The organism is Streptomyces sp. NPDC090045 (assembly GCF_044747975.1).
Classification (GTDB): Bacteria; Actinomycetota; Actinomycetes; order Streptomycetales; family Streptomycetaceae; genus Streptomyces.
On the sequence record NZ_JBIVFA010000005.1, the window covers coordinates 151,966 to 165,616 of the forward strand.

Annotated in this window: 12 protein-coding genes and 1 pseudogene; 7 read left to right on the forward strand and 6 right to left on the reverse strand. The window is 71.6% G+C overall.

Features of this window, described 5'->3' with window-relative positions:
* Positions 1-126: 126 nt before the first annotated feature.
* Complete coding sequence (locus tag ACIPYQ_RS16050) at positions 127-1,377, forward strand: esterase/lipase family protein (RefSeq protein ID WP_401251194.1); 1,251 nt, start codon at positions 127-129, stop codon at positions 1,375-1,377.
* 108 nt (positions 1,378-1,485) lie between these two features.
* Here the strand turns inward: ACIPYQ_RS16050 and ACIPYQ_RS16055 are convergent, their stop codons facing one another.
* On the reverse strand, positions 1,486-1,938 hold the full coding sequence (locus tag ACIPYQ_RS16055; protein WP_401251197.1) for an ATP-binding protein: 453 nt from the start codon (positions 1,936-1,938) through the stop codon (positions 1,486-1,488).
* Between the two features lie 129 nt (positions 1,939-2,067).
* On the opposite strand from ACIPYQ_RS16055, the pseudogene ACIPYQ_RS16060 reads away from it, so the two are divergent.
* Together ACIPYQ_RS16060 and ACIPYQ_RS16065 are read left to right on the forward strand one after the other, a co-directional pair.
* A pseudogene (locus ACIPYQ_RS16060) lies at positions 2,068-2,902 on the forward strand (Scr1 family TA system antitoxin-like transcriptional regulator).
* Positions 2,899-3,144: a DUF397 domain-containing protein gene (locus tag ACIPYQ_RS16065; protein WP_401251200.1), complete on the forward strand. Its 246-nt coding sequence runs from the start codon at positions 2,899-2,901 to the stop codon at positions 3,142-3,144. The pseudogene ACIPYQ_RS16060 and the gene ACIPYQ_RS16065 overlap by 4 nt, the downstream one beginning before the upstream one ends.
* A gap of 6 nt (positions 3,145-3,150) precedes the next feature.
* Here the strand turns inward: ACIPYQ_RS16065 and ACIPYQ_RS16070 are convergent, their stop codons facing one another.
* Positions 3,151-3,654 carry a hypothetical protein gene (locus tag ACIPYQ_RS16070; RefSeq protein ID WP_401251202.1) on the reverse strand — a complete coding sequence of 168 codons (504 nt, stop codon included), beginning with the start codon at positions 3,652-3,654 and terminating at the stop codon, positions 3,151-3,153.
* Positions 3,655-3,815: 161 nt separating this feature from the next.
* On the opposite strand from ACIPYQ_RS16070, the gene ACIPYQ_RS16075 reads away from it, so the two are divergent.
* Positions 3,816-4,214 (forward strand): VOC family protein, encoded by a 399-nt coding sequence (locus tag ACIPYQ_RS16075; protein ID WP_401251205.1) that lies wholly within the window; start codon positions 3,816-3,818, stop codon positions 4,212-4,214.
* A gap of 26 nt (positions 4,215-4,240) precedes the next feature.
* Here the strand turns inward: ACIPYQ_RS16075 and ACIPYQ_RS16080 are convergent, their stop codons facing one another.
* The gene (locus ACIPYQ_RS16080; protein ID WP_401251208.1) at positions 4,241-4,519 is read right to left on the reverse strand and encodes a hypothetical protein; all 279 of its coding nucleotides are present in this window, start codon (positions 4,517-4,519) and stop codon (positions 4,241-4,243) included.
* Between the two features lie 138 nt (positions 4,520-4,657).
* Positions 4,658-6,223: an APC family permease gene (locus tag ACIPYQ_RS16085; protein WP_401251210.1), complete on the reverse strand. Its 1,566-nt coding sequence runs from the start codon at positions 6,221-6,223 to the stop codon at positions 4,658-4,660.
* Positions 6,224-6,535: 312 nt separating this feature from the next.
* On the opposite strand from ACIPYQ_RS16085, the gene ACIPYQ_RS16090 reads away from it, so the two are divergent.
* The 3 genes from ACIPYQ_RS16090 to ACIPYQ_RS16100 all read left to right on the forward strand — a co-directional run bounded on the left by ACIPYQ_RS16090 (position 6,536) and on the right by ACIPYQ_RS16100 (position 10,199).
* A complete protein-coding gene (locus tag ACIPYQ_RS16090; RefSeq protein ID WP_401251213.1) occupies positions 6,536-7,234 on the forward strand; it encodes a hypothetical protein in 699 nt (232 codons plus the stop codon).
* Positions 7,235-7,310: 76 nt separating this feature from the next.
* A complete protein-coding gene (locus ACIPYQ_RS16095; RefSeq protein WP_401251216.1) occupies positions 7,311-8,399 on the forward strand; it encodes a DNA alkylation repair protein in 1,089 nt (362 codons plus the stop codon).
* Between the two features lie 54 nt (positions 8,400-8,453).
* Entirely contained in the window at positions 8,454-10,199 is a 1,746-nt protein-coding gene (locus ACIPYQ_RS16100; protein WP_401251219.1) for a hypothetical protein, read from the forward strand.
* 97 nt (positions 10,200-10,296) lie between these two features.
* Here the strand turns inward: ACIPYQ_RS16100 and ACIPYQ_RS16105 are convergent, their stop codons facing one another.
* Positions 10,297-11,763: an aldehyde dehydrogenase family protein gene (locus tag ACIPYQ_RS16105; RefSeq protein ID WP_401251221.1), complete on the reverse strand. Its 1,467-nt coding sequence runs from the start codon at positions 11,761-11,763 to the stop codon at positions 10,297-10,299.
* Positions 11,760-13,499, reverse strand: a complete 1,740-nt coding sequence (locus ACIPYQ_RS16110) for an amidohydrolase family protein (protein WP_401251223.1) — start codon at positions 13,497-13,499, stop codon at positions 11,760-11,762. The genes ACIPYQ_RS16105 and ACIPYQ_RS16110 overlap by 4 nt, the downstream gene beginning before the upstream one ends.
* Positions 13,500-13,651: the final 152 nt, after the last annotated feature.

Here is a 13,651-nt window from a genome sequence, read left to right on the forward strand (position 1 = left end):
ACCCGGGCGTGTCCCGCCCGGCACGCCCCGCCGTCGGATGTGGAGCTGGGCTCCGGTGATCAAATTAGTGCATACTCTCCGTGTTCACGCAGATACTCACTGTGATCATCCTGGAAGGGACCGTCCATGAGCGAGCAGCAGGCCACCGAGCAGCAGATCCGCAAGGCCCTGGCCGCCGCCGAGCCCATCATCCTGGCCCCCGGCCCCAAGGAACCGCCCACCCAGATCCCGCCCGTCCCGAACGACGTCTGGGACCTCCCGGGCGGCACCGCCTGGGTCTACCACGCCGAGGGCAGCCACCAGCTGACCAGGCCCGTGATCCTCGCCGACGGGTTCAACATGGGCCCGAGCAACCTCGACATGCTGTGGCAGGGCCTGGACTGGGAGCAGTACGCATTCCTCAGCGAGCTGCGCCGCCGCGGGCGCGACGTCATCATCGTCGGCTTCCACGAGCGCAGCGCCGCGATCCAGCAGAACGCGAAGGCCGTGATCCAAGCGATCAACCAGGCCTGCAAGATGCGCGTGGGCAACCACCGGCTCGCCGTCGGCGGCTTCAGCATGGGTGGCCTCGTCACCCGCTACGCCCTCACCAAGATGGAGCACGAGCGGATCGACCACGAGACCGGCCTCTACTTCTCGTACGACACTCCGCACCGGGGCGCCTGGATCCCCATCGGCCTGCAGGCGTTCGCGCACTACTCGCGGGAACTCAACAGCGGCTTCTCCGACCAGATCAACAGCGATGCCGCCCGGCAGCTGCTGGCCTGGCACATCGAGGAGTGGGACGGCAAGCCCCGCATGGACGAGCTCCGCGAAAAGCTCCTCGCCGAGCTGGAGCGGATGGGCAACTGGCCCGCGATCCCCATGAAGATCGGCGTCGCCAACGGCGTCGGAACCGGTCAGGGCAACGGCATCAAGCCCGGCGACCACACGGTCGAGGGCAAGGGCCTGACCATCCTGGGCACCCACCTCTACGCCCAGCGCAGCGGCGACAACCAACTCGTCGCGAAGCTGCGGCTGGTGACCCCGCCGCCGGCCAAGGAAGTACGGACCGACGACCTGCCCGAGTTCGACGGGGCCCCCGGCGGCACCCTGGAGGGCTTCGGCATCCTGGCCGACAAGCTCAACGAGCAGCCCCCGATCCTCGGACTCAAGACCAACGCCCTCATCCGCCACCACTCGTTCGTGCCTTCCGTCAGCGCCGTCGCCATCCGTGACGTCACCACCAACGACGACCTCTACATCAACATCGACCGCCTTGAGCCGGGGACGAGCGAGCTCGACGAGTTCCGACTCGCCTCGCACAACGAGCCGCACACCCTGATGACCGAGGAACTCGGCGGCTGGATCGTCGAGCACATCGGGAACCTGGGCTAGCACCTCCCGCGCGATCTGACGAACGGCCACGGGGCCCGACTTGAGCCGCTGCTATCACAGGGCCTCAAGCCGGGCCGTCCGCCGGTGCGTGCGGGCGCGGCGGCAGTCTCACCACTCGCCCTCGGCCCGCGGGCCCGCCCGGCGGGCCAGTTCGGCCCATACCGTCTTGCCGATCAGGCGGTCCGTCACGCCCCAGCCGACGGCGAGTGCCTCGACGATGCGGAGCCCGTAGCCCGATTCGGCCTGGTAGCTGTGCGGCAGCGGGGTCGGGCGACGGTCGCGGCGGGCGTCGGACACCTCGACGCGCAGGGCGTTCTCCAGCAGCGTCAGCTTGAGCTCGAAGTCCCGCCCGGGAACCCGCCCGTGGGTGACGGCGTTGGCGGCGAGCTCGGCCACGAGGAGTCCGGCGTCGGCGGAGAGCGCGGTGGATTCGGGAAAGCCCCAGTCGTGCAGTTCGACGAGGGTCAGCTGGCGGGCGAGGCGGGCCCCGCGCCGGGTGGAGCTGAAACGCTGAGTGAACACGCGTACGAGGGTCCGGGCGGGGCCGGAGGGTGCGGTCATGGCGCCAACATCCCGCCCGACCAGGCTCGTTCAACACCACCCGGACTCGTACAAACCATCTGTACGAGTCCACTCCCTGGACAGTGGGAGTCACCGTGCGTGAGTCTTCCTGTCGGGGAGGTGACCGCCATGGTGAGTGCCGACGACAGCGGTGACGGCGAGGTCGAACCGGATGACACCCTGCGCAGCTTCGGCGAGACGGTCAAGGCCTCCCGCAAACGCGCCGGCCTGACCCAGGAGCAACTGGCCCCGCTGATCGGCTACTCGGTCCAGTACGTCGGCTCGGTCGAGCAGGGCCGCCGCCATCCGTCCCGGAAGTTCATCAGCAAGACCGAGACGGTGCTGGACACCTTCGGCGTCATCGACATCGCGGCGAAGCGGCTGTCCCGCCGACAGGGGCTGGCGTCATGGTTCCGGCGGTGGGCGGAGCTGGAGGAGGGCGCCGTCATCCTCAACACGTACGAGTGCCGGTCCGTTCCCGGACTGCTGCAGACCGAGGCCTACGCGCGGGCTCTGGTGGACGCCGTCCTGCCGCCGCCCACCTCTGAGAAGGTGGAGGAACGCATCGCGGCCCGGCTGGAGCGACAGCAACTCCTGTTCCGTGCTCCGTACACGGTCTTCAGCTTCATCATCGACGAGGCCGTGATCCAGGCAGACCGGCGGACCGGAGGTGACCCGCCAGCTGATCGACCATCTCCTGGAGTGCGGGCAACTCCCCAACGTTGATCTGCAGATCATGCCGCTCATCAGCCCGGAACACGCGGGCCTGGGAGGGGCCTTCCAGCTACTCGAAACCCAGGACCACGAGTGGATGGGTTACAGCGAGGGCCAGCAGTCGGGCCGCGTGCTGAATGACCCGAAAGACCTGAGTCTCCTCCACCTGCGGTATGCCAAACTTCGCATCCAGGCCCTCAATCCTGCGGACAGCAGGGCCCTGTTGATGCGAATGCGAGGATCCCTGTGAACAGCTCCCCGTTGCGGTGGTTCAAGAGCAGCTACAGCGGCAGCCAGGGCGACAGCTGCGTCGAGGTCGCCCTCGCCTGGCACAAGTCCACGTACAGCAGTGGCGACGGCGACAGTTGCGTCGAGGTCGCCGCCTGTGCGGACGCCGTGCACATCCGGGACTCCAAGGTGACGGCCGGCCCCCAGCTCGCCGTCGCGCCGGCGAGCTGGGGCGCGTTCCTCGACGGGATCGCGGCGGGCTAGCCGGGATCAGGCCGTCGGGTCCTGGAGGCCGTCGATGATCATCGTTTCGAGGTTCACCTGGTACCAGACGTCCTGGGTGGTGCCGTTCTCGAAGGTCTGGGTCACGACGACCTTCTCGTGACCCGCGTTGAGGCCGGCGCCGGCACCGGCCGTCACGATCGTGGCTTCCTTCGGCAGTTCCTTGCTGCGCAGGACCGGGTCGGTCTGGTGGTCGGAGCCCCACTGGGTGAGTGCCTCGTCGAGCTCGGTGGTGAGGAAGTCCTTCCGGACGGCGAAGGTGTCCTTGCCCTTGCTGTGCCACCCGTTGGCCGCGTCGTAGTACTGCTCCCAGAACTCGATGACCTTCAGCTCCGCGCGCGTCGCCTTCCGGGCCGGGGCGACGGCGGTGGAGGCCGAGGCGGCCGGTCTGCCCTCCGCCTGGGCGGTGAGGGTGAGCAGGCCGGAGCCGGCCATCAGTGCTGCCGTGCAGGCTCCGATGACCAGGCTGCGCAGGATCGGGCGAGGGGACACGGGGATCTCCTGGGGAAGGCTCGGGTGGGACGCGCCCACCCAAGCAACCCCGCCCGCCCGGGGATGCCGACCGTCCCGGTGACTCCCCGTGTTCCACCCGCTCGGCCGGTACCGGAGGCCGGACCTCCCGCGCCCCGAACGGGTTTCGTACGCTGCCAGGCATGATCGATTCACGTACCCACGTCCGCGTCGCCCGGCCCTCCCTCGACCTGAAGGCCGCCGAACGCTTCTACGTCGACGGGCTCGGCCTGGAGGTGCAGTGGCGCACCACCGGGAGCGCGCCCGGGGAGCACGACCTGCTGATGGTCGGGCCGGCCGGGGGCGGGTGGCACTTCGAGCTGACCCGTGACGCCTCGAACCCGATCCTGCCCGCGCCGACCGTCGACGACCTCTTCGTGGTCTACCTCGGCGAGACGCCGGACGCGGCCCTGGTCCAGCGGCTCGTCGAGCACGGCGGGACGCGCGTCACCGCCCACAATCCGTACTGGGAGGAGTGGGGGGTCACCATCGAGGACCCCGACGGCTACCGGCTCGTGCTCTGTTCCCGTACCTGGGGCTGAGCGGCAGCCGACGCGGCCTCCGGGGGTCACTTGACCGACGGGGTCCTGGGGAGGGTGTCCAGCGGGGCCTTGAGGGAGCCGTTCGTGGCCCCCGTGGCGGTCCCGGCGGCGGAGCTGGTCACCGCGACCGCCGTCTTCGCGTCCTGGACGGTCTGGGCCGGGTGGTCGACGATGTCGACGACGCGGCCCACGACCGGGGGCGTCTGGGCGGGCGCCTCGTCGGCGTGCGCGGCGACGGGGGTGAGGGCGAGGGCGGCGCCGCCGGTGACGACCAGGGCGGCGAGGGTGCGCTTCATGGCGTTCATGCCCCGCCCAACGACTCCCCCGCACCCGTGGTCACCGCCCGCTGCGACCGGGAACGCCGGCGGCCCCGGATCAGGGGGACCGGTCCGGGGCCGCGGGGATGACTCAGCGGGTCGTGCGCGAGGGGTGCGAGGGGGTGGTCAGTCCTCGACCACCAGGGCCGGGGTGGACTTCGTCAGGACCTCGCCGCGGAAGAAGGCGGGGCTGCGGCGCTCGGTGACGAACATGACGACCAGGCCGAGGGCCAGCAGGCCGACTCCGATGACGAAGACGTTGCCGACGCCGATGCCGGGGATGGTGGAGCCGGAGCCGTAGGACGGGTCCCAGGCGTCGTAGAGGGTCTTGAAGAAGACCGCGGCCAGCAGCAGACCGCCCAGGACCGGGAAGACCCCCTTGAAGAGCAGGTCGCGGGTGGAGCGGCGGAGCTCGGCGCGGAAGTACCAGGCGCAGGCGAAGGCCGTCAGCGAGTAGTAGAAGCAGATCATCAGGCCGAGCGCGAAGATCGTGTCGGTCAGGACGTTCTCGCTGACGAGGGTCATCACGGTGTAGAACGCGCCGGTGGCGACGCCCGCCATGACGGTGGCGCGGCCCGGGGTCTTGAACTTCGGGTGGACCTTGGCGTAGGAGGGCGGCAGGGCCTCGTACGTCGACATGGCGAGGACCGTGCGGGCCACCGGGATGAAGGTGGTCTGCAGGGAGGCGGCGGCGGAGGCCAGGACGGCCACGAAGAGCAGGACGCCGAGCACCGGGCCCATCACGGGGCCGGCGAGGGCCGCGAAGACGTTGCCGGAGGTCTCCTCGTTGGCGAGGCCGAGGCCTTCGCCGCCCGCGCCGACGGCCATCTGGGCGGCGACGCCGGTGGCGAGGTAGGAGCCGACCAGGACGACCATCGCGATGAGCGAGGCGCGGCCGGGGGTCTTCGTGGAGCCGGTGGTCTCCTCGTTGGTGGCCAGGCACGCGTCCCAGCCCCAGTACATGAAGATCGAGAGGGAGAGTCCGGCGGTGAAGGCCGCCATGGACTCGACCGCGAAGGGGTTCATCCAGGACCAGGAGAAGTCCAGGCCGGTGTCGAAGGTGCCGGCGGAGGCCTTCTGGAAGGCCATCGCGACGAAGATCGCGAGCACGAGGAGCTGGAGGCCGACCAGGGCGTACTGGACGCCCTTGGTGGCGGTCATGCCGCGGTAGCTGATGGCGGTGGCGACGGCGATCAGCGTGAGGCAGGTGGCGATGTGGACGAGCTTGTTGTCGTCCAGGGCCGCGACCGACTCGTTGCCGGTGATCTCACCGGCCAGCAGCCAGAAGTACGAGGTGGCGACGCCCGCGAGGTTGGAGAGGACGATGATCGTGGCGATCACCAGGCCCCAGCCGCACATCCAGCCGATCCGCGGGCCGAAGGCCTTGACGGTCCAGGTGAAGGAGGTGCCGCAGTCCGGCATTGCCTTGTTGAGCTCGCGGTAGGCGAAGGCGACCAGGAGCATCGGGAGGAAGCCGGCGAGGAAGATGGCCGGCATCTGGAGGCCGACCTCCCCGGCGGTCGAGCCGAGGGTCGAGGTCAGGCAGTAGACGGGGGCGACGGTGGAGATGCCGATGACGGCGCTTCCCACGAGGCCGACGGAGCCCTTGCCGAGGCCCTTGCCGCGAACGTCGCCCTCGGCGACGCCGCTTACCGTGTCTCCGGCCTGAGGCCGAACGTCCAGCTGAGTCATGGGTCAGGACGTTAGAGGGTGCGTTTTCCACATCTGGAGGATCGAAGTCCGGAATCCGACCACCCCGGATGCCTTGGAATTCCGAGTCCTGGACCGTTAACGAACCCTTAATACAAGGTTCACCTCGGCCTCCATCCATGCTTCAGCAGGCTCCCGAGGGGAGCTTTCGGCATGCGGAAACCGCAGCCATGTCCGTTTTGGCCGTTTTCAAACTTTCCCGTGCGAGTTTTCTGCCCTCTGGTTTGCCGCGGACATGATCACCGCCCTAGAGTCGCCGCCGTTCAAGGTCATTTACCGGGGGACACACCACGCATGCGTTTCAAGCCACTGATCATCACCGTCACGGCCACCACGGCCCTGCTCTCCCTCACCGGCTGCGGAGGCGGCGACAACCCGACGCTCGGCGGCATCGGCGGGGAATCCGTCGCGACGGGCGGGGACAACGCCTACAACGGCACCGGTGACGGCGGCCCCAACGAGGGCACGCTGGACAACCCGACGAAGAACGGCGGCGTCAACGGCAACGCCCCCAAGGACGGGACGGCGTTCCAGAAGCTCCCCAAGGCGGCGACCATGGCCGCGGCCGCCCGCTTCGTCAACAGCCACACCAAGTGTGTCGAGATCACCACGACGAAGGACGGCTACGAGCACTGGGAGCTGGACTCCAAGTACGACGAGAAGACGTACTCCGTCATCGAGCGCGGCAGCTGCGACGGGGGCGACACCCGGATCTTCATGCTCAAGGACCCCAAGGTCTTCCAGGCCGCCTACAAGGCCGAGGTCGACAAGAAGTACAAGGAGACCGGCGGCGGCAACCCGAGCGCCGGAATCGTCGTCGGACAGGACTTCACCGTCGGCTCCACCCGCGCCAGCGCGGCGACCGCCCTGCTGAAGCCCCAGGCCGGGCTGCTGATGCTGAACTGCCACCCGAAGTTCACTGCACCGAGCGGCTTCCGCAAGGAACCGGCCCTGGTGAAGGGCTGCGTCCTCACGGACTACTTCAAGGACTGAGCGGCAAGGCCGGTGGGCCCGGCCGCCAGGCCGCCCACCGCCCCCGGACCGGGCCGGCATCCGCGAGACTGGCCCCATGCCCACGGCCGATGAGCTCCTCAGCGCGGAAACCGTCAGCACCCTGGCAGGGCTGCTCGCCCGGGCGGGCGGCCGCCGGTCCTCGCCCGCCCTGCGCGCCCGCGCCGGCGCGCTCGACGGACTGACGTACAGCGGCCGGGTCGGCGCGGTCCGCGACGCCGTCCTCGCCGACCTCCCCGAGGACTGGCCCGGCTTCGAGGCCGTCGTGCGCACCGCCCTCGCCGACCCCGGCTTCGAGGGCTGGATGACCTTCCCCGTCAACGAGGCCGTCGCCGTCCGCGGGCTGGAGGCGTTCGAGCCCGGGCTGGCCCTGCTGCACGACCTCACCTCCCGGCTGACCGCCGAATCCGCCGTACGGCCCTTCCTGCGCGCCGACCCGGCCCGCGCCCTGGCCGTCGTACAGAAGTGGACGGACGACCCGGACCCGCACGTACGGCGCCTGGCCAGCGAGGGCACCCGGCCCCGGCTGCCCTGGGCCCCGCAGCTCCCCGCCTTCGTCGCCGACCCGCGCCCGGCCCTGCCGGTACTGGACGCCCTCTACCGCGACGAGTCCGAGTACGTGCGCCGCTCCGTCTCCAACCACCTCAACGACATCAGCCGCGACCACCCCGCCCTCGCCGTCGACACCGCGGCCCGCTGGCTGACCGGGCCCACGGGCACGACGGACCGCGTCGTACGGCACGGCCTGCGCACCCTGATCAAGGCGGGGCGGCCCGAGGCGCTCACCCTGCTCGGGCACTCCCCCGACGTACCGGTCGCCGTACGCGGGCCCGAGGTCACCACCCCGCGGGTCGCCGTCGGCGAGTACCTCGTCTTCGACTACGCGGTCACCAACACCGGCACGCTCCCGGCCGAGCTCGTCGTCGACTACGTCGTGCACCACACGAAGGCGAACGGCACCCGTACCCCCAAGGTCTTCAAGCTCCTCACCCGCGCGCTGGCCCCCGGCGAAACCCTCAGCGGCACCAAGCGGCACTCCTTCAAGCCGATCACCACCCGCCGCTACCACTCCGGCGAGCACCTGGTGCAGCTCCAGGTCAACGGGCGGGTCCGCGGCGAGGCCGGATTTTCGTTGGACGCCGGATGATCACTGCGGCATGCTGCAGGGCATGACCTACGGAATCGAGTCCCACCCCGCCCGATGAGCGTCCGCGACGAGCGCGAGCCGCTCGACCCCCGGACGACCTCCCTGTACGACTACGCCCTCTTCCGGCACGGCATCGAGCCGGACGGGCGGATGCCGCGACGCGGCTACCCGCTGCCCGAGGGAACCCCGCCGGAACCCGGCCGCCCGCGCCTGAGCTGGAAACAGGTGCAGGCCGAAGTGCGCGCCGCGCTCACCCCCCTGCTGGCCGACCCCGACCCGGTACGGGCCGCCGAGGCCGTCCACCGGTGGGCCGACGGGCTCGACCTGCCCGCCCGCGCCCTGAACGCGGCCGCCGCACTGCTGCCGAGCACGGACGACGAGGACGCGGCCCGGCGCACCGCCCGGCAGCTGGCCCGTACCGGCACCACCCCGGCCGCCGTCAGCGTCGGCCTCGGCCTCCTGACCCGCCTCGGCGAACCCGAGGACGTGCCCTGCCTGAAGGTCCTCGGCCTGCTGCGCACCTTCGCGCCGGCGGCCGCCGACGCGCTCGACCCGCTCGACCGGCAGGCCGCCGCCCTGCTGGCCCTCGCCTACCGCAGCAGGGACGACGCACTGACCCCGCTGATCGACGCCGCCGCCGGCGGCGACCAGGAAGCGGTGCGGACCGCGCTGATCGGCCTGGCGGACCAGCCAAGGGTGATGTGGCTCGGCCGGCGGATCGCCGAGGCCGCGGACCTGCACGGGCTGCTGCGCACCCGCCCCGTGGACCCCGAACTGCTGGCCCTGACGGGCCGCCTGCTGCACCGGATGTCCCATGATGTGGGGCGCCGGGCCGAGATCCTCGACTACGGGCCGGCCATGGAGGTGTTCAAGGCCCTGGCCGCGCACGCGGGCCGGCTGCCCGCGACCCTCGAACACCATGCGCTGCTGTTGTCGATCGCCCTCGACCTGCACAGCGGGCCGGCCGCGCTGCTCGACTGGCGGCCGGGCGAAGTGGAGGCGGTGCTGGAGCTGCTGGAGCGCCGGCTGCCGGCCGGAGCGGCGGCCCGCGCCGAGGGCGGCCGGAACCGGACCGCCGAATGGATCCGGCGGACCGGGCGGCAGCCGTTCGTACGCGCCGCGGGCGGCGGGCGGCTGCGCATCGAGGTGGTCGTCGACGATCCCGCCGACTCGCCCGCGGTCGAAACCCGGATCCTGGTCGACGGCCGCCCCCTGGTGGCCACGCTGTTCGGGGCGGGCAGGGCCCACGCCCCCGAGTACCTGCTCGATACCGGGCACCTGCGGGCCGGGACGGCGCCGCGGGAGGTGCAGCTCGCCGAGGCGGACTGCACCGAAGGCTGCTGCGGGGCGCTGTACGTGACGATCCGCCGGGACGGCGACGAGGTCGTGTGGGACGGCTGGCGCGGAGCGACCGGACCGACCCCGCCCGAGCTCCGCTTCGACGCGACCGCCTACGACGCCGAAGTCGCACGCGCCGGGAAGGACCACTCCTGGTGCTGGCCCGCCCGGAACACCGCCCGGCTGATCAAGGCGGGACTACGGGAGCACCCTGACCTGACGGGCCGGTGGGGCGTGGAGCCGGGCCGGATCGGCACCGACTGGAACGAACCGGACACGGTGGAGGTGTGGTTCACCGCCCCGCCCGCACCGGATCCGGGCCCGGACGCCGCCCCGGGCGCCCAGCGGCGGTACCTGCGGTGGGCTCTGCCGGACGACGGCCGTCCGCCCACGGTCCAGGCCGCCGCCGCGCTGGAGCTGCTCTCGGCCACCGACCCGCGGACCCTCGCGGACGGCGGCTGACCGGGGGCACGGCAAGGACGGAGGTGGGCACGGCAGTGCCGTGCCCACCCCTGGGCCGAACAGGCCCGGCGGCCCTGCTCAGCCCGGCCCGGCCGGCTCAGCCCGTCCAGACGATCGACTGGATCTCGCTGTACGCGTGCAGCGCGTACGAGCCCACGTCGCGCCCCACCCCGCTGCGCTTGAAGCCGCCGAACGGGGCCTCCATGTTGCGGCCGATGGTGTTCACGCCGACCCCTCCCGCCCGCAGCCGCCGCGCCACGCGGAACGCGCGCGCCGAGTCCCCGGACCACACGTAGCTCAGCAGGCCGAAGTCGCTGTCGTTGGCCAGCCGGACCGCCTCGTCCTCGTCCCCGTCGAAGGGGACGACCACGACCACCGGGCCGAAGATCTCCTCACGGACCACCCGCATGTCGTTCGTGCAGTCGACGAGGAGGGTCGGGGCCACGTAGAAGCCCTTGCCGGCCTCCCCCACCACCGGGCGCTCGCCGCCGTACGCGATCCGCGCGCCCTCCTTCTTCCCCAGCTCGACGTACGACTCCACGCGGTCCCGGTGGACCGCCGAGATCACCGGGCCCACCACCGTGCCGGCCGCCGCCGGGTCGCCGACCTTCATGAAGGCCAGGTATCCGGTGAGCTTCTCGATCAGCCGGTCGTAGACGGAGCGGTGCGCGATCACCCGGGTCGGGGCGGTGCAGATCTGCCCGGAGTAGAAGGAGAAGGTCGTCCCGATCCCCATCACGGCCGCGTCCAGGTCGGCGTCCTCGAAGACGATCGCCGCGCCCTTGCCGCCGAGCTCCATCAACTGCCGCTTCATCGTGCGGCCGCAGACCTCCGCGATGCGCTGCCCGACGCCCGTGGAACCGGTGAAGGACACCATGTCCACGTACGGGGAGTCCACGGCGGCCTCGCCGACCTCCACCGACCGGCCGTTGACCACGTTCACCACGCCCGCCGGCACCCCGGCCTCGTGCAGGGCGTCCGCCATCCTGAACACCGACAGCGGGTCCTGCGGGGCCGGCTTCACCACCACCGTGTTGCCCATGGCCAGGGCCGGGGCCACCTTGCCCGCCGGATTCGCCCACGGGTTGTTGTAGGAGGTGATGCAGGTGACCACGCCGACCGGCTGGCGCACCTCCAGCGCGCCCAGGATGCTCGCCCTACCCATCGGGCCGGCCTCCGTGACCTGCGGCGGGAGGCCCTTCTCCACGGGTTCGAGGGCCCCGCGCGCGTACCGGCGGAAGCGGGCCACCCCGACGCCGACCTGCATGCCGCGCGCGATCCCGGTCGGCGCGCCCGTCTCCGCCTGGGCCAGCGCCGTCCACGGCTCGAACTCCCGCTGCATGATGTCCGCGGCCCGGTCGAGGATCGCCGCCCGCACCTCGGGCTTCGTACGGGACCAGCTCTCGAAGGCCTCGGCCGCGGCGCGGGCCGCGTCCTCGACCTGCCCGCGCGAGGCCTCGGGCGCGAGCCCTACCACCGTCTCGTCCGCCGGGTTGACCACGTCGTAGTGGCCGCCGGCCGGCTCCACCCACTCGCCGCCGATGTACAGGGGTTGTGCGTTCAACGGGTGCTCACCGTCCTCGTGTCGCGGCCCGAGCGGAGCACGATCCCGGGGACCGCCCCCGTCACCTCGTCGTCGCGGATGGTCTCCACGCCGTTGACCCGCACCGAGACGATGCCGATGGCCCGCGCGTCCAGCCGCGGGCTGTCCCCGGGCAGGTCGTGGACGAGCGTCGCCGGGCCCGCCTCGATGCGTTCCGGGTCGAAGAGGACCAGGTCCGCGTGGTAGCCCTCGGCGACGCGGCCCCGCTCGCGCAGCCCGAACAGCCGGGCCGGGTCGTCCGTCAGCATCCGTACCGCCTGCTCCAGCGGCACCAGCTTGCGGCCGCGCAGGCAGTCGCCGAGGAAGCGGGTCGTGTACGGGGCCCCGCACATCCGGTCCAGGTGGGCGCCGGCGTCGGAACCGCCGAGCATGACGTCCTCGTGCTGCCAGGTCTCGGCGCGCAGCGCCCAGCTGGCCGGGTCGTTGTCGGTGGGCATCGGCCACAGGACCGTGCGCAGGTCGTCGTTGGCGCAGATCTCCACCAGGCAGTGGAAGGGGTCCTGGCCGCGCTCGGCCGCGATGTCGTTCACGACGCGGCCGGAGAGGCCCTCGTTCTCCTTGCTGTACGTGTCGCCGATGACGTACCGGCCGAAGTGGGCGAGGCGCCGGAAGACGCCGGCCTCCTTGCTGTCGGCGCGGCGCAGCATCTCGGCGCGGACGCCGGCGTCGCGGAGCTTGTCGATGCGTTCGGGGACGGGCAGGCCGAGGACCTCGCCCCAGCCGGGGATGAGGTTCAGCGCGCAGAAGGTTCCCAGCGACATGTTCATGGGGGTGAGGATCGGCATCGTCAGCGCGACGATCCGGCCGCCGGCCTTGCGGGCGCGCTCGCTGGGGATCAGCTGGCGCGGGACCCGTTCGGGGACGGAGGCGTCGATGGTGAGGACGTTCCAGTTGAGGGGCCTTCCGGCGGCCGCGCTCATGTCGACGAACAGGTCGATCTCGTCGTCCGAGAACTGGTCGAGGCAGCCGGCGACGATCGCTTCGAGCTGGGTGCCCTCGTGTTCGGCGACGGCCTCGGAGAGCGCGAGGAGCTCGGCCGGCTTCGCGTGCCGGGAGGCGACGGGGGCGCCGGTGCCGTCGGAGTGGGTGGAGGACTGGGTGGTGGACAGGCCCCAGGCGCCGGCGTTCATGGCGTCGTGGAAGAGGTCGAGCATCTGCTGCATCTGCTCGGGGGTGGGCTGCCCGCCGACGGCGTCCTCGCCCATGACGTGCCGACGCAGGGCGCAGTGGCCGACCATGAAGCCGGCGTTGACGGCGATCCGGCCCTCCAGCGCGTCGAGGTACTCGCCGAAGGTGGACCAGGTCCAGTCGACGCCCTCCTCCAGGGCTTTGAGGGCCATGCCCTCGACCTTGCTCATCATGCGGCGGGTGTAGTCGGCGTCTTCCGGGCGGGCCGGGTTGAGCGGAGCCAGGGTGAAGCCGCAGTTGCCGCCGGCGACGGTGGTCACGCCGTGGTTCATGGAGGGCGTGGCGTACGGGTCCCAGAAGAGCTGGGCGTCGTAGTGCGTGTGGGGGTCGACGAAGCCGGGGGTGAGGACCAGGCCGGTGGCGTCCTCGCTGGTACGGGCCTCTTCGGTGACGCGGCCGGGCGCGGCGATCACGGCGATCCGGCCGTCGCGTATCCCCACGTCTGCGACGCGGGCGGGGGCGCCGGTGCCGTCCACGACGGTCGCGCCCTTGATCAGGTGGTCGAGCATGACGTCCCTTCGCACTTTGAGCCTCGCCGGCGTTTGAGGCGCGGGTCCGGGCAGAGCCCGGTGCCCGGCGGAGCCGGGTTCCGGGGGGGGGGGGGGGGGGGCGCCGCCCCCCCCGCCCCCCCGGGGGGCGGCCCCCCCCCCCCCCCCCCGCG